17 protein-coding genes and 1 pseudogene are annotated in these 18,132 nt (G+C 40.6%); 10 read left to right on the forward strand and 8 right to left on the reverse strand.

The features are described from left to right. The first annotated feature begins 119 nt into the window (after window positions 1–119). Window positions 120–2,256 (forward strand): annotated as a pseudogene (locus ACM0OS_RS23495) (single-stranded-DNA-specific exonuclease RecJ). A gap of 29 nt (window positions 2,257–2,285) precedes the next feature. Here the strand turns inward: ACM0OS_RS23495 and psb30 are convergent. Then, window positions 2,286–2,408 carry a photosystem II reaction center protein Ycf12/Psb30 gene (psb30, locus tag ACM0OS_RS23500; RefSeq protein ID WP_414545594.1) on the reverse strand — a complete coding sequence of 41 codons (123 nt, stop codon included), beginning with the start codon at window positions 2,406–2,408 and terminating at the stop codon, window positions 2,286–2,288. 127 nt (window positions 2,409–2,535) lie between these two features. Here psb30 and ACM0OS_RS23505 point away from each other — a divergent pair, with 127 nt between their 5' ends. From ACM0OS_RS23505 to ACM0OS_RS23515, 3 genes are all read left to right on the forward strand, one after another. Continuing rightward, window positions 2,536–2,886, forward strand: a complete 351-nt coding sequence (locus ACM0OS_RS23505) for a YkgJ family cysteine cluster protein (protein ID WP_414545595.1) — start codon at window positions 2,536–2,538, stop codon at window positions 2,884–2,886. 94 nt (window positions 2,887–2,980) lie between these two features. Next, window positions 2,981–3,412: a TMEM165/GDT1 family protein gene (locus tag ACM0OS_RS23510; RefSeq protein ID WP_414545596.1), complete on the forward strand. Its 432-nt coding sequence runs from the start codon at window positions 2,981–2,983 to the stop codon at window positions 3,410–3,412. A gap of 68 nt (window positions 3,413–3,480) precedes the next feature. Then, on the forward strand, window positions 3,481–3,786 hold the full coding sequence (locus ACM0OS_RS23515) for a TMEM165/GDT1 family protein (RefSeq protein ID WP_414545597.1): 306 nt from the start codon (window positions 3,481–3,483) through the stop codon (window positions 3,784–3,786). A 75-nt stretch (window positions 3,787–3,861) separates the two neighbouring features. Here the strand turns inward: ACM0OS_RS23515 and ACM0OS_RS23520 are convergent, their stop codons facing one another. The 3 genes from ACM0OS_RS23520 to ACM0OS_RS23530 all read right to left on the reverse strand — a co-directional run bounded on the left by ACM0OS_RS23520 (window position 3,862) and on the right by ACM0OS_RS23530 (window position 6,358). After that, window positions 3,862–4,353 carry a hypothetical protein gene (locus ACM0OS_RS23520; protein WP_414545598.1) on the reverse strand — a complete coding sequence of 164 codons (492 nt, stop codon included), beginning with the start codon at window positions 4,351–4,353 and terminating at the stop codon, window positions 3,862–3,864. Between the two features lie 278 nt (window positions 4,354–4,631). Then, entirely contained in the window at window positions 4,632–5,525 is an 894-nt protein-coding gene (locus ACM0OS_RS23525; RefSeq protein WP_414545599.1) for an ABC transporter ATP-binding protein, read from the reverse strand. A 59-nt stretch (window positions 5,526–5,584) separates the two neighbouring features. Continuing rightward, window positions 5,585–6,358, reverse strand: coding sequence for an ABC transporter permease (locus tag ACM0OS_RS23530; RefSeq protein WP_414545600.1), 774 nt, complete (start codon window positions 6,356–6,358; stop codon window positions 5,585–5,587). A gap of 407 nt (window positions 6,359–6,765) precedes the next feature. Here ACM0OS_RS23530 and ACM0OS_RS23535 point away from each other — a divergent pair, with 407 nt between their 5' ends. Beyond that, a complete protein-coding gene (locus tag ACM0OS_RS23535) occupies window positions 6,766–8,706 on the forward strand; it encodes an FAD-dependent oxidoreductase (RefSeq protein ID WP_414545601.1) in 1,941 nt (646 codons plus the stop codon). Between the two features lie 69 nt (window positions 8,707–8,775). Here ACM0OS_RS23535 and ACM0OS_RS23540 read toward each other — a convergent pair whose 3' ends face one another. Next, on the reverse strand, window positions 8,776–9,240 hold the full coding sequence (locus ACM0OS_RS23540; protein WP_414545602.1) for a hypothetical protein: 465 nt from the start codon (window positions 9,238–9,240) through the stop codon (window positions 8,776–8,778). An 88-nt stretch (window positions 9,241–9,328) separates the two neighbouring features. Next, window positions 9,329–10,117, reverse strand: coding sequence for a hypothetical protein (locus ACM0OS_RS23545; protein WP_414545603.1), 789 nt, complete (start codon window positions 10,115–10,117; stop codon window positions 9,329–9,331). An 84-nt stretch (window positions 10,118–10,201) separates the two neighbouring features. Here ACM0OS_RS23545 and ACM0OS_RS23550 point away from each other — a divergent pair, with 84 nt between their 5' ends. The 5 genes from ACM0OS_RS23550 to ACM0OS_RS23570 all read left to right on the forward strand — a co-directional run bounded on the left by ACM0OS_RS23550 (window position 10,202) and on the right by ACM0OS_RS23570 (window position 17,395). After that, the gene (locus tag ACM0OS_RS23550; protein ID WP_414545604.1) at window positions 10,202–11,377 is read left to right on the forward strand and encodes a sigma-70 family RNA polymerase sigma factor; all 1,176 of its coding nucleotides are present in this window, start codon (window positions 10,202–10,204) and stop codon (window positions 11,375–11,377) included. A 97-nt stretch (window positions 11,378–11,474) separates the two neighbouring features. Then, window positions 11,475–12,644 (forward strand): DUF1822 family protein, encoded by a 1,170-nt coding sequence (locus ACM0OS_RS23555; protein ID WP_414545605.1) that lies wholly within the window; start codon window positions 11,475–11,477, stop codon window positions 12,642–12,644. Between the two features lie 348 nt (window positions 12,645–12,992). Next, complete coding sequence (locus tag ACM0OS_RS23560; RefSeq protein ID WP_414545606.1) at window positions 12,993–14,948, forward strand: alpha-amylase family glycosyl hydrolase; 1,956 nt, start codon at window positions 12,993–12,995, stop codon at window positions 14,946–14,948. 295 nt (window positions 14,949–15,243) lie between these two features. After that, entirely contained in the window at window positions 15,244–15,882 is a 639-nt protein-coding gene (locus tag ACM0OS_RS23565) for a histidine phosphatase family protein (protein ID WP_414545607.1), read from the forward strand. A 400-nt stretch (window positions 15,883–16,282) separates the two neighbouring features. Further along, window positions 16,283–17,395, forward strand: a complete 1,113-nt coding sequence (locus ACM0OS_RS23570) for a Gfo/Idh/MocA family protein (protein ID WP_414545608.1) — start codon at window positions 16,283–16,285, stop codon at window positions 17,393–17,395. 164 nt (window positions 17,396–17,559) lie between these two features. Here ACM0OS_RS23570 and ACM0OS_RS23575 read toward each other — a convergent pair whose 3' ends face one another. Beyond that, window positions 17,560–17,799 (reverse strand): hypothetical protein, encoded by a 240-nt coding sequence (locus ACM0OS_RS23575; protein WP_414545609.1) that lies wholly within the window; start codon window positions 17,797–17,799, stop codon window positions 17,560–17,562. A gap of 153 nt (window positions 17,800–17,952) precedes the next feature. Beyond that, a partial coding sequence (locus ACM0OS_RS23580) for a hypothetical protein (protein WP_414545610.1) occupies window positions 17,953–18,132 on the reverse strand: 180 nt, incomplete at its 5' end.

Consider the following 18,132-nt stretch of genomic DNA (forward strand, 5'->3'; position numbering starts at 1 on the left):
AGGCGGGGTGAGGTCAAAAACTAGACTTGCATGTTATTTAATTCATATTCCTTATGAGTTAAGCAAAAAGTTTTCCTGCCACACTCGTAACTCATAACTGTATATTTTAAATTTCTATTGTGCTAGACCAAGTTTTCCCTAGATCAGCAACATCATCCAAGCGCCTACCTAACCAGCGTTGGCAAATTTATCCTCAGCAACCAGAATTTGCCCAAAAGTTGGCGACAATCAACAATATTTCCCCGATTATTAGCCAGCTATTAATTAATCGTGGCATTACTACACCAGAAGCAGCACAAGCATTTTTAGATCCAGAGTCTTTAATTTTACCTTCACCATTAGAAGACTTTCCCGATTTAGCAGTGAGTGTGGAGTTATTACAACAGGCGATCGCAACGAAAGCTAAAATTGCTATCTGTGGTGATTACGATGCTGATGGTATGACTAGTACTGCATTACTGTTGCGTAGTCTCCGCAGTTTAGGCGCTCAGGTAAATTATGCCATTCCTAGTCGGATGCACGAAGGCTATGGCATTAACAAGCGGATTGTGGAAGAGTTTCACAGTGAAGGTGTAGAACTAATTTTGACTGTAGATAATGGGATTTCTGCATTTGAACCCATCGCCAGAGCCAGAGAACTTGGTGTAAAAGTAATTGTTACTGATCACCATGACATCCCTCAAAAACTACCCCCAGCCAACGCCATTCTCAACCCCAAACTTATAGCCGAATCCTCACCTTATCGCGGTGTTGCAGGTGTGGGTGTCGCGTATATTTTGGCGGTATCTCTAGCCCAACAGTTAGGAGAAATGAAAGGTTTAGTCAGTCCGATGTTAGCCTTATTTACCTTAGGAACCATCGCAGACTTAGCCCCCTTAACAGGTGTAAACCGTCGCTGGGTAAAGCGTGGTTTAAAACAGTTACCCAAATCTCATTTACCTGGGATACAAGCATTAATTCAAATGGCTGGTGTCCAAGCTAGGGGAGAAGTGGGGGTGCAGGGGTGCAGGGGTGCAGGGGGAGAATAATATAAGTTTTTCATCCGCCACATCCGCCAAATCCCTCAAACCCGAAGATATCGGTTTCCGCCTGGGGCCACGAATTAACGCCATTGGCCGCATTGGTGATCCTCAGACTGTGATTGAGTTGCTGACGACAGATGATATGGGGATAGCGTTGGAACGCGCTATGCAGTGCGAACAAACCAATACTAGGCGCCAACAATTATGCGAGGAAATTGAACAAGAAGCGATCGCTTATGTAGAAACGGAATTTGTGTCATCATTACCACAAGACCGGGTATTGGTGGTTGTGCAACCCAACTGGCATCATGGTGTAATTGGCATTGTCGCTTCCCGCTTGCTGGAACGCTATGGTGTTCCTGTGTTTATTGGTACCTATGAAGATGAGCAACTGATTCGCGGTTCGGCTCGTGGTATTCCTGAGTTTAATGTGTTCGAGGCGTTGGAATGTTGTCACGACTTACTAGGTAAATTTGGGGGACACAAAGCAGCCGGGGGTTTTTCATTACCAGCCGAGAACTTACCCAAATTGCGATCGCGCTTGTGTGAGTTTGCTAACCAATGTCTAGAACCACAGCACCTCAAACCACTACTGAAAATTGATGCTCAAGTTGATTTTTCCCAAATAAATCAGCGGCTTTATCAAGAGTTGAATGCCCTGCATCCTTGCGGTATGGATAACCCTGATCCGATATTTTGGACATCGCAAGTCCAAGTTGTGGAGCAACAAACCGTAGGAAAAGGTCATATCAAGCTGACACTTGCCCAAACTATGAATGACCAACAGTATAAATTTAAAGCGATCGCCTGGCGTTGGCGCGATTATTTCCCCCTACCATCACAAATCGATATTGCTTACAAGTTGCGAGAAAATCACTTTAATGGTAATACGAGTATTGAGCTAGAGTTACTAGGTGTAAGATTGCCTCAGGTTAACTCTAGAAGGTTATCGCCTGATCGTCTATTTTATAATTCTTCAACTCAAACATTAAAAAGCAAATTCCAACTCAACCAGCGCCCCTATACTTGTGGTATCTATCAAAACGCTGGTTTACCAGAATTAAGAATTAAAAACTCTCAAGGCAAAGTTTTAGTCATGCACCCAGGACGTACAATCGGTCTACTAGGCACAAATCGAGAAGATGCTATCGAGGTGGATATCTCTCAACCACAATATGACAGTATTATTCAAGCTGCACTTCAGGCATTATCAAACCAGAATGCTGAGTCATAAATCTGGAATGAACTCAGCACTCAGCACTCTTAAAGGTTGCCGTTACGAAACGCTAGCACAAAGATAACGGCTGGGCCAGCAATGATGATTAATGAAACGGAAAGTAGCTGAAAAATAACTTCCCAATTAATACTGCTTAAAGCGTCAAACATTTTTCCCTTGTCCTCTTAATCGGCTTGAAAAATACAGTAAATCAGTTGCCAAATCTGCTATTAATCATATCTGTTCACGGCCTGTTACATTTAATTTACTTAACAAAATTATAGGAAAAGATATAAAATGGCAAACTGGCAATGTGTCAAGCAATGTGGGGCCTGTTGTAATCTTGATCCCGCAGATCGTCCAGATATAGAAGACTATCTTTCACCCGCAGAGTTGGAACAATATCTGAGTATGGTAGGTGAAGATGGATGGTGCATTAACTTCGACCATACCAGCCGAGAATGCCGCATCTACTCTCATCGTCCACGTTTCTGTCGTGTAGATCCAGAAATTTTTCAGGATATGTATGGCATCGAATCAGAAGAACTCAACGATTTTGCCATTGACTGTTGTCGCCAGCAAATAGAAGGAGTATATGGCGATCGCAGTTTAGAAATCCTCCGTTTTGACAAAGCCATTGGTTTTTGAACATGACATTTTTTGCCTTGGGGTTGCAATTTATTACAAAAATCTGAGAAAATGAGAAAATTATGAAAGCAATCCCACAACCAAACTACTGCCTGTGAAACTTGACTCTGTACCTGTAAGTTTTTCTGTCACATCTGAGCCTGAAAACCAGCCAGAACTAAAAGATGACAACGAAACGAACTTAACTGCCGTAATTATTGAACCACTCCAGCCTGTAGTTGTCGATCATCAAAAAAAGCAGGAATCAGTAGCAGCAATTTTTGGCACTACTTTCATTACTATATTTCTCGCAGAAATCGGCGATAAAACCCAGCTATCCACCTTATTAATGAGTGCAGAATCACATTCACCGTGGGTAGTGTTTCTCGGATCTGCGGCTGCACTGATAACTACCAGCTTATTAGGTGTACTTTTAGGTAGTTGGATCTCCAACCGTCTTAGTCCCAAAACTGTAGAAAAATCAGCCGGAGTAATGTTATTGCTAATTTCCCTGATGCTCGCCTGGGATGTGATTGGTAATTATTAGCCGCCGAAGCGTTCTCCCTGATCCCCCACTCCCCACTCCCTACTCCCTACTCCCTACTCCCCAAAACTATGGAATGGCATCTTTTAGGACTCAGCTTCGTGACAGTTTTTTTGTCGGAATTAGGTGATAAAAGTCAACTAGCGGCGATCGCACTTTCCGGACGTTCTCGATCTCCTCGTGCAGTCTTCTTCGGTACGGCTGGCGCGTTACTGTTAACTAGCCTTTTAGGATCATTAGCTGGGGGTGCTGTAGCAGAGTTATTACCCACACGGTTACTCAAGGCGATCGCGGCTATTGGGTTTGCTATCCTCGCCGCACGTTTGCTGTGGTTTAATAATGAAGAAACATCCTCAGATTCTCAACCAACACCTTAATTAAAAAGCCCCGATATTAAATCAGGGCTTTCGTTGTAGCCATCAATGCTACATCTATATCTATGTAGAGTGTCTCTAAGCTTGCTGTCGCCAGCACCAGTTGAGGAGTGTACCACCTGCCACTAATTTGACTGCTTCTAGAAAGAAATAACCACTGTGGAGTAAATTCATCTCCGTCGGAATTGCAGATGCTGATCCAAATAAGTTCAGACTAGTTCCTACGGCGCACATTTGCGGAGTTAAGAAATATGTATCCAACAGAACTATTGCCAGCAGTAATATTCCCGAAATAATAACGCTAGGATGCCAACGAGATATAGTTTTGCTTAAAGCCAGTACGCCAGTTAAAACTACAGCCGCAGATAATAATTCCAAGCGATTAAAATTCCAAAAAATCACATAGCCTGCTGTAGCAAAACCTGCTTGGCTCATCATGCCTGAAAGGTAAAGACTAGGCATAATTACCCAATCTAAAACTAAGCTAGCACTCAACCAAAAGCCCAAAGCAAACATGACAGCAGTTTGCCAAGAGGTTCTTTTTAATTCAACTGTAGAAATAGCATTCATAAGAATAATTGCTGGTGTTTTATTTGTAGTCTGTAACTCAAAGAGCCACTTTGACAACACATCTCAATTATCTAGCAAAAACATATTGATAAATGCAAAAAGTAACGATTGTTATTTTTTTGATGTATTAATAAATATTCACTTTTTTAAATAAGTTTGAAATTCTTAAAATAAATTTACGTTTGCAGATGAAACTAAAAATCTTACTCTTGGGGAGCATCCCAATTTGGCAAAAATATCAAGCACTGACGCAAGGTTAGGTTCCGTCGAACTCACGTTTAATTACCTTGTGTCACTTCCAAATAAATATACTCTAATCGCACAGGTTGACGAGCAATAGAATCAATGGCTATTCCTTCAAAACGGGCGATAATTTCTTTTAATTCTAGAGGTTCAGGCAACCAAAAAGCCAACTCATTACCATAATATTTGTGGGTAAAACCATATTCTTGAGCGCGGGCGATCGCTTGCTCTTTTTGGTTGGTTTGTACTAGTATGACTTCTTGAGCGGGAATTAATGTGCGTAACTCGGCTAAACTCCCTTCAGCTAAAATTTGCCCGTTTTTGAGAATGCCAATTCTGTCACACAGTCGCTCGGCTTCATCTAATAAATGTGTGGTTAATAAAACGGTAATGCCCTGATTTTTGAGTTGTCTAATTAATTCCCAAATTTCATATCTGGCTTCAATATCTAATCCTGTTGTGGGTTCATCTAAAATTACTAATTGGGGTTGATGTACCAAGGCGACTGCAATATTCAACCGTCGTCGCATTCCGCCGCTGAGAGTTTCTACAGGACTGTTGGCTCTATCTAATAAGTTTACAGATGTGAGAGTTTTCTGTATTTGTTTTTTGCGTGTTTCCCGGTTTAAGCCGTAAATATTGGCAAAAAAGTTGAGATTTTCGGCACAAGATAGGGTTTTATAAAGTAAGTTCTCTTGGGGTGCAATGCCAATTATTTTTTTTGTTGTCTCGGAAACTGGTTGATTATTGATTGTAATTTCACCACTATCAGCTTTGAGTAAGTTACAAATAATATTAATTGTTGTTGTTTTTCCAGCTCCATTTGCACCTAGTAATCCATAAATTTCTCCTGGGTCGATGTGTAGGTTTAAGTTTTGTATTACTTTTGTTTTGTTGTAGGATTTATTTAGATTGGTGATTTTTAGCATAATTTTTTTAGCTTAAATAATCCGAATATAAGAAAGAGGACTAAAGTACTCACTACGAGCTAAAGTCTTCTTTCTACTATGAGCATTCGGCGATAAGATAACCAGCCACCGATAACCATTACTAGAGCAAATATTAATAAGAACCAAAAATGTGAACTGATTTGTGTAATTCCATGACCTTGGGATGAAACTCCTACAAGGGCTTCATTCATATGATAGATAGGATTATATTTGGCAATATTAATCAGGGTTGGGGGAAATAATGAAGCTGGTAAAAATGCTCCTCCGAGAATTAGCAAAGGAACACCAAAGGCAGCTACTAAAGCGTTAACATCTTCAGTACGCCGCGCTAATTGTGTACCTAAAATAAAGCCTAAGCCTACGTAAGCAATAATGCTTATAAAAATAATTACCAGTCCTAAAAAAATAGAACCATTGAAAGTTGCACCCCAAAAAGCGGCAATTGTATAAACCAATAGCGTTTGTCCTATGCCAATGCAACTGTGAGCGAGAAAAATTCCTAAGAAGTAGGATGTACCACTCAAGGGCGAAATAAACAGGCGTTTGAGGGTTTGTTGTTCTCTCTCGGCAACTACGGTAGCTACACTACCGCCCAAACAACTAAAAAATAATGCCGCGCCTACTAAAGTTGAGGGTGCAGCATAGGCAAAAGCTTCAGCTAGTGGTAGTTCGGCGCGTTCCGCCAATATAAATCCACTGAGGATTAATAGGGAAATGGGGAAAATACTCCAAAAAATTAAGCTGCGTCTGCGGCGCAACAGTTCAATTAAGATGCGCTGAGTCACAGCTATGGTTTCACGCCAATACTTCATAAGTGGGGAGTGGGAAATTTTATACTTATTGAATAATTTACAGTTGTCAGTATGAGTATTACTGTCTAGTGTACTGTTAACGCCTTACCCGATAGGGTTATGCATTTTATGAAGATTACTTAGGTCTTGGTAGCTAATTATTAAATAATATATTAGACTATCAAATAATCTTGTCATTTGTGAAAACAAATTTTGCTGTGTGATAACCCCTCAGATAAAAATGTTTACTATAGAAGTTGAAGATGTGGTATTCTCAAAAACTATAGTTAAAGATTTAGTGTTTTTTGGAGTCAGCAAAATTAATTTGTTTCATGAAAAATTAAAATAGAAAAATACCCTAAAGGCTCAATAACTGAAAGTCTTATTTCACGCCAGTCCTTGTTCGTGAAGCATTAATATTTTTACCAATGAGTTTACTATTTAATTCACCAGAATCATCTGTTATCTCCCGTCGGACACTGCTGAAATTGTTTGGAATTGGGGCAATTGTTGGCGGAACTGGATACTCCCGTTTTACTAAACCAAAGCCAACTGTCTTCCAAAAAGATACCCTCAGTTTGCCACGAATCTTAAATAAAAATAAAAGTGTTGTAGTAGTTGGTGCTGGTTTAGCTGGTTTAGCTTGTGCATATGAATTGAGTCAGCGGGGATTTGTGGTCACACTTTTAGAAAAAGCCCCCCAACTCGGTGGTAAAATTGCCAGTTGGCCCATAGAAGCTGCTGGTGAAAACTTCATGATGGAACATGGATTTCATGGTTTTTTTCCCCAGTACTACAATCTTAAAAGTATAGTTTCGGAACTGGAAATCACGAATAATTTTCAATCATTAAACTTTTATTCTCTCGTTTACCGTAATAATAAATACCAACCAGAGGTATTTCGTCCCAGTAATTCGGCTTTTCCTTGGAATATTGTAGACTTAGCGATCGCCTCTCCTAATCGGTTACGCTGGGGCATTAATTTGACGAAATTTAAGCATTTACAAGTCTTCCAGGCCATTACTGGGTTTCAGCGAGACAAAAATTATCAGCGGTTTGATAATATTTCTGTGGCTGACTGGGTAAAAACCGAATTTCCCCAGGGTTTATATGACTTGTATTTTCTCCCCTTTGCCAAATCTAGCTTGAATGCACCAGATGAAATGAGTGTGGGTGAACTGATGCAGTTCTTCCATTTTTATTTTTTTGGGAACCCGGAAGGTCTAGCTTTTAATGGCACTGTAGATGATATGGGTACTAGTTTAGTGCAACCCATCGCTCAGGCAATTACGAGTAATGGTGGCACAATTATTACTGAGGCTACTGTAAGTGAGATTCCGGCTATAGACGGTAAGATTGATACCTTAAAATATTATCTCGGCAGTAATCAAAATAATGTGCCTTTTTGGGTCAAACGTAACTCAGTGATTACTGATGGCAAGGTAGAATATTTTGGTGCGGCTGATGAAGTCTATGCAGTTCCGTCTGATAGCAAAGAAGCGATTTCCTTAACTTGTACTCATCAAGGTTGTACTGTCAAACAAGCAGCCAATGGTCAGTTTCATTGCCCTTGTCATGGGGCAGTGTTCGCGGCTGATGGTAAAGTTTTGAAAGGGCCAGCCAAACAAGATTTACCGAAGTTTCAAGTAGTGCAAAGACAAAATGACGAGTTGCAATTAATAGCGATGAATCATGAATCAGCACCACCGCAGACGATCGCCGCAGATTATTATGTCTTTGCTACCGATGTCCCTGGTGTACAGCAACTATTTAAGCGAGTGAGAGGAGATGTAGATCCACAAGTGCGATCGCAAGTGGAAAAATTGAGTATTGCTGATCCCTTTGCTGTATGTCGTTTTTGGTTTGACCGTGATTTTGCCTGGGAACAAAGTAATTTTACCTCTTTATCTGGTTACCAGTTAACTGACAGCATCACCCTTTATCATCGCATCCAACAACAATTTATTGATTGGTCGCAACGCACAGGCGGGAGTGTGGTTGAGTTACACGCCTATTGTTATAAAGAAAAGGAATTTCCCACTCAAGGGGCTTTGTTGACAACTTTTGAACAAGAACTATATGAAATTGTCCCTGAGTTGAAACAAGCAAAAATGTTGCATCGAGAAATCGTCAATCAACGTAACTTTTCAGGATACCCACCCAAGAGTTATCCAGAACGCCCAGAATCTAGTACTGGTGTTCCTAACTTAATCTTTGCGGGGGATTGGGTGAAAATGCCTTTTCCTTGTGGGTTGATGGAACGGGCGGTAAGTAGTGGGTTATTAGCAGCCAATGAGATTTTACATCGTGAGGGTTTACAAAGGCGATCGCTCTTGTCGGTGAATCCAGAGGGAATGTTGCAGATTTAATGTAGAGGGCGCGGAAAAAATGATGCGTTAGACACAGACAGCATAATTGAAGTTCAAGAATGCAGTGATTTAGAAGTTGGGTAATCTCTGAATTGAAGGAATACTCACTCTTGTTTGTTTTTGAAAGTAATCACGGGAATAGTAGTTTTGGCGGTTGCTATTGTCCAAAAACTGAGTGTAATTTTGCAACATGATTTGATTACCAGAATGACCCAAAGTTAAGAAGGAATTGGCAAAATTCTTGTTATAGTTGGCTGAAGCATATTTATGGTCAGTATCTTGAACATTGGTACCATAGGTTGCTAATGATTTACTTCCCCAATCACAATCAGTGGGATGACATTTACCAAATACTCGGATGTTTAATTTGTTGCCCCCGGCTGAGGTGATGACTAAGCGAGTAATCCCGCGAGTATTACTGTCTCGATTCACCCAAGTCCCTATAAAGTCAGCCGGTGCAGCCATAGCTGGACTAACTAAAGCTGTAGATAAGGCTAAACTGGCAGCAGCCAAACTTAAAGTACGTTGTAACATTTTGTTCTCCTTTTTTATTGCGAATTGCGAACTGTTTTTATTTCTCTGTGTTCTCTACGCCTCTGTGGTATGTAAATTCACCATCAATCTATAAACGCCACTTTTCACTCCAAGCACCTGTAACATTAAACCCACCAGTTACAGGATTTAACTTCAAAGAACCCCAGCCAAAGGTATTACAAACTGGGCCGAAAACAGTACCACAAATATCACCTGCACCGTAACCATTAAAAGAACGTGTGCCGATATGGGAATATGTAGAATTGCCCCAATTGCCATTACCAAACCAAGTAGTATTTCTCATCCCAGCCCGGAGAACACAACGTAAACCACTACCTTGACGATTACCATTCAAATCAGAAACTTTGTATTCATCAAAATGCTGACCGCAAGTCCTTGGTCTGGGTAATGGTCTGTAGCTTGTCGCCCTAACTAAGTGCCATTGTTCATTCCATGCACCAGTAACACGTATAGTAGATGGATTGACTATTTGGATATTGATGTTACCGTTGGGAAAATTATTGTTGATGTTTTCACCATTACCATGAATATCAGAAGCGTAACCAACAAGATTAGAACCTCTGTAAACAGCTTGTCCTACATGGCGATAAGTGGAACCACCCCAATTGCCTTCGCCGTACCATGCTAATCGGGGAATTTTACTTCCTGGTCTACCTTCGCTGAATTTGACGCAACGAATACCAGCGCCTTGACGATTATCCAATGGTCTGACCACATAAGTACTCATATGCTGACCACAACTAAAGTTTGTTCTTTGTGGTGTTGGTAATGGGCGTACTTGGGCGAAAACGGTAGTTGCAGTAGAGAGTGCTACCATACTACCCAGTGTTAAAGATTTAAATACTAGGCGAAACATGACTATTCTTCCTTGTAGTAAAGTTTTTGCAGGCGACTTTTTTTAACGCCTTCACTCTTCCTATAGGTCGGCTGACAATTTTTTATGCAACCTCGACAAAGCATTATTGAAATTTTTTCGACTTTCGTACAATTTGAGGCGGATCGTTTTAGTCATTGGGCCACAGAATCAAAATTGCGTCGCAGCATCCAAGGTTGTCTGAATAAGACACCAAAAGAATCTGCGGAAAATTTTTGGGTGCTATATTGGTTTAAGTTTTGGCAGGTTCCAGAAACTAAATGTCTCGCCCAGCAACATCTCATTGCTTATTTACAAGAACCCTGCTATTGGATTTCTCAAAAAACAGCCGCTAACTTTGTGAGTACGCAATATAAACTTTCCGATTGTTTTCAAATTGCGATCGCTCAAGTTGATAAAGTCCTAAAAGGTTATAATCCCAGTCACAACAGTACTTTAAAAGGCTACGCCAGTATTGTTTTTGGGAGTACTATCCGCGATATTTTACGCCAACGTCGGGAAGTCGATATCTGTACAGATTGGGGTTTGTTGCGTAAGATATCCCAAAAACGGTTGCAAGAATCTTTGCAAAATGCTGGCTTATCTCCAGATACCATTCATAGTTACATCGTCGCTTGGCAATGTTTTAAAACTCTCTATGTGCCTACCATATCTGGTAACTCTCGCCAACTTTCCCGCCCAGATGATCAACTTTGGCAGGACATCGCCCAAGCTTACACTGCACAAAATAATCAAAAAGTCAATATCCAAACCTTAGAAAGTTGGCTAGTAAATGCTGCTAAGGCTGTGCGGAAATATCTGTATCCCACACCCGATTCATTAAATATCTCCAAAGGTGGTGATGATTCTTGGGAATTACTTGATAACCTACCAGGGACACAACAAGAATCTTTAATAAATGAAATTGTTGCCCAAGAAGAAGCCCAAACCAGGACTTCTCAGCAAACTGAAGTTAAACAGGTGTTAGCTCAGGCGATCGCTCAATTAGAACCACAAGTCCAACAGATTTTGCAATTGTACTACGCTCAACAACTAAATCAAGACGGCATCGCCAAACAGCTAGACATGAAGCAGTATACAGTTTCACGGCGATTAACCAAAGCTAAAGAAATTTTGCTGCGGTCTTTAGCTAGTTGGAGTCAAAATACTTTGCATATTTCTGTCACCACAGACCTACTAACAAGTATGAGTACTGTGATTGAGGAATGGTTACACAACTACTATAATGCGCCCACTCACTAACTTATGCTAGAACAGATGGTCACGTCTGTTGTACCGGGGAAGTGAATTTTCCCTAATAAATTCCACACTAGCCGCCGATTTCTCCGGAGTAAACCCTATGACTGCTAACACCCCCATCTTAACTTTTGCGTCAACAGACCTGATTTTGGAAATTCCCGCCAATGTAGAACATCAAGCACAACTTCACAGTCAATCTTTTGCTGATATTGGTAGTTATCAAGCATATGTTAATGAACTGTGTTTAGGTGCTGTTTTGCCTTGGTTGCAAGAGGATTTTACACCCCAAGCCAAAGTTTGGCCTCATACCAAAGCTTTATCCAGCTTTTGGGAACTGGTGAATGGCACCGCAGTCATAGTAGACGCAACGAGATTTATCTTAGTTCCCAGTGAAAATATTGATAGTAGTGAATTGCGTGTACCGCAAGAATGGGTAGATATTCCGAGTTGGGTGGGTGATTATTACTTAGCAGTACAAGTAGATCCAGATGAAGGCTATGTGAGGGTTTGGGGGTATTGTACCCATGAACAACTGAAAAATAAAGGCAATTATGATCCAGGCGATCGCACTTACGCTTTAGATGCAATGGATATGATTGCTGATATTAGTATATTGACTGTGGCCCAAGAATTTTGTCCCCATGAAGTTACACGCAGTCTCACCCCAGAATTACCGACATTACCACAAGCACAAGCCCAAAATTTACTTAACCGCCTGGGAAAGTCCGAAGTCGTTACCCCGCGTTTAGCCGTCCCTTTTTCCTTGTGGGGTAAATTAATTGAACATGGCGGTTGGCGACAAAGTTTATATGAACAACGTTTAGGTTTACCAGAACAGCGGTCAGTGGCGCAATGGTTGCAAAGAGGTGTTTCCCAAATAGCCGCAGATTTAGGCTGGGGTAAGTTAGATCTGCAATTAAGTGCGGCTGGGGCGCGGAGTGTGGAAGAAAGACAACCGGGTGTTAGCTTATCACGTCAGCTGGCGATCGCCGGGCAAGTATATGAATTAATCATTACACCCCAAGGTGAACCAGACGCCCCATATTGGCGCTTTGAGTTACGCAACGCCACAGTAGGTGCAGCCATACCCGGTGGTTTTAAACTGCGACTCCTCACCGAAGATTTACAACCTTTTCCCAACAATGAAGATATAGCCACCACGGCCGTAGAACAACTTTACGTAGAAGTTGCCTTAGAAGCAGGAGAAGGCATAGTCTGGGAAATCGAACCCCTTCCCGACAGTTATGACCGCGAAATCCTCAAATTTTAAGTTTTGATACGGCTTTTTTCCTGATAGGGTGGTAGATAACTCTGCCATATATTCACATCAAAAATAAACAGCCATGAGAGAAAAACCACAGCAACAAATGCAAAGATGGGCTATGTTGTGTCACTTTCTCTGGTTTATTGGCGTAGATTGTGTGGTTTAGTATTTCTGGGTATTCCTTTGTATTTGCCACGGAATATTTTGGCACCATTAATAATTTGGCAACTCAAAAAATTACAATATCCTTGGGTTGATTTATAGTGCGGTGCCAACTATTGCCGAGCGCGAGTTTTATCAATATTCAGTCAACAATGTAACTAAAAGATTTTAGGATAATTTAAGCTAAATACGATGTACGAACAAATTTCTCACTCACTGTTAAATTCCATACTAGATGATTTAAAGCCGGAAATTCGTCGGCAAGATTTGCGGCATTTTTATACCCGTCTTGGCGCGAACTTTTACGCTATTTATTCTCTGTTTTTTACACTATACGGGCATCGTGATGATTTTGAACGGCAAATGTTACGGCTAGTGGAAACAATGGCCAAAGGCTATATTGATCGCTCTCCAGAGTTAGAGCGGTTGGATATTCAACGTGAGCAAGACCACAATTGGTTTTTGTCGCAAAAATGGGTAGGGATGGCTCTTTATTCCAACGGTTTTGCCGAAAACCTGGCAGATTTAGAAAACAAAATAGGCTATTTTCAAGAATTAGGCATAAATATGGTGCATATTATGCCGATTTTGATGTGTCCTACTGGTCAAAGTGATGGGGGCTATGCCATCAGTGATTTTAGACAAATTGACGATCGCGTTGGTGATTTAGAAGATATTCGCGGACTTGCCAAGGAGTTCCGAAAGCGTGATATTTTGCTGGTTCTGGACATTGTGCTTAACCATACTTCTGATGAGCATGAATGGGCGCAAAAGGCGAAGATGGGCGATCGCAGTTTTCAAGATTACTATTTTATCTTTGAAAACAGAGAAGTCCCTGATATGTTTGAGCAAAACATGCCAGAAGTTTTTCCTGAAACAGATCCGGGCAATTTTACTTGGAATGCCGAGATGGAAAAATGGGTGATGACGGTTTTTCATAATTATCAGTGGGATTTAAATTACAGCAATCCCAGAGTTTTTATTGAAATGCTCGACATTATTCTTTTTTGGGCAAATCAAGGCGTGGATGTTCTCCGACTCGATGCAGTTGCTTTTTTATGGAAAAAGATCGGTAGTTCTTGCCAAAACGAGCGCAACGCACATTTAATTTTGCAGTTAATGAAAGATTGTTGTCAAGTGACTGCCCCTGGTGTGTTGTTTATTGCTGAGGCGATCGTCGCCCCTGTGGAAGTAATTAAGTATTTCGGCGAAGATGCCATCGCTGCCAAAGAATGTGAGATTGCTTATAATGCTACTTTAATGGCTTTAATATGGGATGGAATCGCCACTAGAAACACTAAGCTACTTTACCAAGGCATCAAAAGTTTGCCGAATAAATTAGAACGCGCTACTTGGCTAAACTATGTGCGTTGTCATGATGACATTGGTTTGGGTTTTGACGATCATGATATTCGCGTAGCTGGTTATGAACCGAGAGCGCATAGAAAATTTTTAGTTGATTACTTAAGCGGTCAGTTTGAGGGATCATCTTCTAAGGGACTGGTGTTCATGCCTAATGAAGCTACCGGAGATGCCCGAATTTGTGGTTCACTAGCTTCTTTGGTGGGATTAGAATCGGCGCTGGAAATTGCTGATGAGGATTTGATTGCACTGGCAATTAATAGAATTTTATTAATGCACGCAATTATTCTATCTTTTGGCGGAATCCCTCTAATTTATAATGGTGATGCCATCGCTGTACTCAATGATTACAGCTATATTGATGACCCAAGCAAAACCAATGATAATCGCTGGGTACACCGCCCTAAAATCAATTGGGAAAAAGCCGACTTACGCAAACAACAAGGCACGGTGGAATACATGGTATTCAATGCTACGAAAAAAATGATTGCTATTCGTAAAGAAATTTCAGCATTTGCTGATTTTAATAACCGCGAATTGCTACACATAGAGAATGAACACTTGCTATGTTTTATTCGTTTCAATCATCAGCGTCCATCAGAAAAAGTACTGGTCATCGCCAACTTTGATGCCAATCCGCAACACTTGTATTTAGAGTCACTGAGAAATACGGGCTTCAACCTTTATAGTAACTTTGTTGATTTATATAGTGGTATGAAGCCAGAGCAATGTGATAATCGGATTACTCTAGAAGGATATCAATTTTATTGGCTGACAGAAACATAAAAAGCTTCAATACCTTAGCCAAAATAAGAGGATGAAGAGAGGCTTCAACTACCCACACTTCTCTTGCGGGTAAGTGTGGGCTTGTAAAATTCCTCAGGAATCAAATTCACGGTATGCAATCTAAGAGTTGGTGTACAGTAACTTTTGATGACACGAATTTGTCTAAACACCATTTAATTAGTAACTGGACAACTTTTTTGGTTGATTACTTTGTCGTGGTGTCACATACTCGATTGCAAAATTGATGCTAGTTTATTGTTGCACAAACTCTTTTATCCCCATTGCGATACAAGTTATGACACTCAATTTATATTTACTGCGACACGGAGAAACTACTTTTAGTCAAAGTGGTAATTTTTGCGGTGAAACTGATGCGGAGTTGACTTCCCCAGGGATGCAGATGGCATCCAGTTTTGCCGATGTTTATCAAAAATTGAAGTGGGAGGCTGTTTACGTTAGCCCCATGAAGCGCACAATTGCCACAGCCAAGCCATTTTGTGATGCTATCGGTATGGATATGCAGTTGCGTGACGGGCTTAGAGAAGGTAGTTACGGCCAATGGGAAACTAAGAGTAAATCGTTTGCTCAAGAGAATTACGCAGAAAACTATGTAAAATGGGTGACAGAACCCGCTTGGAATGCACCACTAGGTGGAGAAACTGCGGTAGATATTGCTAACCGTTCTATGCCTGTAATTGCTGAAATTCAAGAAAAACATCCCCAAGGTAATGTTTTAGTGGTTTCCCATAAAGCCACGATTCGGATTATGCTTTGCAGTTTACTGGGTATTGATTTGGGACGTTATCGCTATCGGGTGAATATTTTGGTTGCTTCGGTAAGTATGGTTAAATTTGATGTGAATGGTCCTTTGTTAGAAATATTAGGCGATCGCCACCATATACCCGATGATATTCGCTTTCGTCCGGGAACATAATAGTCCCTACTAAGTAGGACAGGGTAAATAATTAAATGTTTGTAGTGAGAACTTTAGTTCTCAAATCAGGACTAAAGTCCTGACTACGAACTGATTTTAGGTAAATTTACATTATTTTACATAGTTTGGTTTTTTCAAGTCGTTCTACTTATAGGATTGCTATTTGATTTTTGAACAGAATTAGGTATTGTAGGGTGTGTGAGAACGGAGTTCGTAATGCACCATGCCCTATATTGAGGTGCGTTACGCTATCGCTAACACACCCTACGTATTTTTAAGCGCAAAGCGCAGGCTACGCCAACGGGAATAAAACCAGATTTTTATAGACGATTTTTTATAGACGATTTGGATAATTACTATTCCTAAACTCTAGTCTCTAGTTTTTTAACAAATCAAATTTATGGTTTCTGAATTACAAACAAATCAAAATACAATTGGTGTAGCAGTAATTGGTACTGGATTTGGGCAAAAAGTCCACATTCCCGGATTTAAAGCACATCATCGCACTGAAGTAGTAGCTGTTTATCATCGAGATATTAATAAAGCCAAAGCCATTGCCAATTCCCAAAATATTCCCCATGCCTGCGACACCATTGACGATATTTTAAATTTACCAGTAGTGCAAGCTGTGAGTATTGCCACTCCGCCATTTTTACACTATGAAATGGCAAAGGCAGCATTGCAAGCCGGCAAACATATATTAATAGAAAAACCCATAACATTAAATGTATCGGAAGCAAAAGAACTTGAGCAATTAGCCCAAAAACAAGGTGTAATTGCCACAGTAGATTTTGAATTTCGCTTTGTTCCAGGATGGCAATTATTTGCCGAATTACTATCCACAAACTATGTAGGAAACAAGCGCTTAATTAAAATTGACTGGTTAGGTTCCTCCCGCGCCGATACTTCTCGTCCTTGGAATTGGTATTCTTCTCAAGATAAGGGAGGCGGTGCATTGGGGTCTTTAGGTTCCCACGCCTTTGATTATATTTCCTGGTTATTTGGCCCAGTACGCCGATTAAACGCTCATTTAAGTACTGCTATTCCCACACGTGTTGACCCTGCTAGCGGGGAATTAAAGCCCGTGAATACCGACGATACTTGTATGCTGTCACTGGAATTAGCAGATGGTACACCTTGCCAAGTTACTATTAGTGCTGTGGTTCATGCATCGAGGACACACTGGTTAGAAGTGTATGGCGATCGCGGTACATTAGTCTTAGGTAGTGAAAACCAAAAAGACTATATACATGGATTTCGAGTTTGGGGTTCCCAACCTGGTCAACCTCTGCAAGAAATCGAAATACCCCAACATTTAGTCTTTCCCCAACATTACCCTGATGGACGCATTTGTGCATTTATCCGTGTCGTAGACCAATGGGTACAGGGAATTGACCGCCAACAAGCAATAATTCCATCTTTGAGAGAAGGTGTTTATTCGCAATTACTGATGGATTTATCTCATAAATCTCATACAACATCTAGTTGGATAGATGTACCCAACTTAACCTGAGTTCGGGATAATTTGAAACCTTAATCCGCAAGTATTGGAGAAGCAATCCCAAAAGCTCTTCGGGATTTTTATTAGTAAAAACCTTTATTTATTATGCAAATTGATTTTACTTTTAATCCCTGAAGAGCCGTTTAAATTTCAGTTACCTGAAGCCATAAAAGCCATTAGTAATTGTAACTGAATGACTTGGCTAATTCGGTAACATGACCGATTGCATAGACTGTCACAAATGCTTCAGCTAACTTAGTCAGTGCGGACATATCACTGAAATAACCACCACCACCATGACCGTAGCTACCACCAGAGATGACATCTACATCTTTCAATTCATTGAGAAAACTTTCGGAATCTTGAAATAATTCAGAACCGGCAATGTTTAATTCAGACAGAGTGATATTTGCCATTTTATTAGCTCCTCAAGGTTTGATTGCGAGATTTTTAATTTGACTCTCAGGGATGATTGCTAGTAAAAATATCTTGTTTATCACATCAAATAGTTTTAGCTTTCAATCCCCAAGAGCCGTTTAAATTTCAGTTACCTGAAGCCACAAAAGCCATTAGTAACCGTAGCTGAATGACTTGGCTAATTCGGTAACATGACCGATTGCATAGACTGTCACAAATGCTTCAGCTAACTTAGTCAGTGCGGACATATCACTGAAATAACCACCACCACCATGACCGTAGCTACCACCAGAGATGACATCTACATCTTTCAATTCATTGAGAAAACTTTC

Source organism: Nostoc sp. CCY0012, assembly GCF_963920855.1.
Taxonomy (GTDB): Bacteria; Cyanobacteriota; Cyanobacteriia; order Cyanobacteriales; family Nostocaceae; genus Cyanocohniella.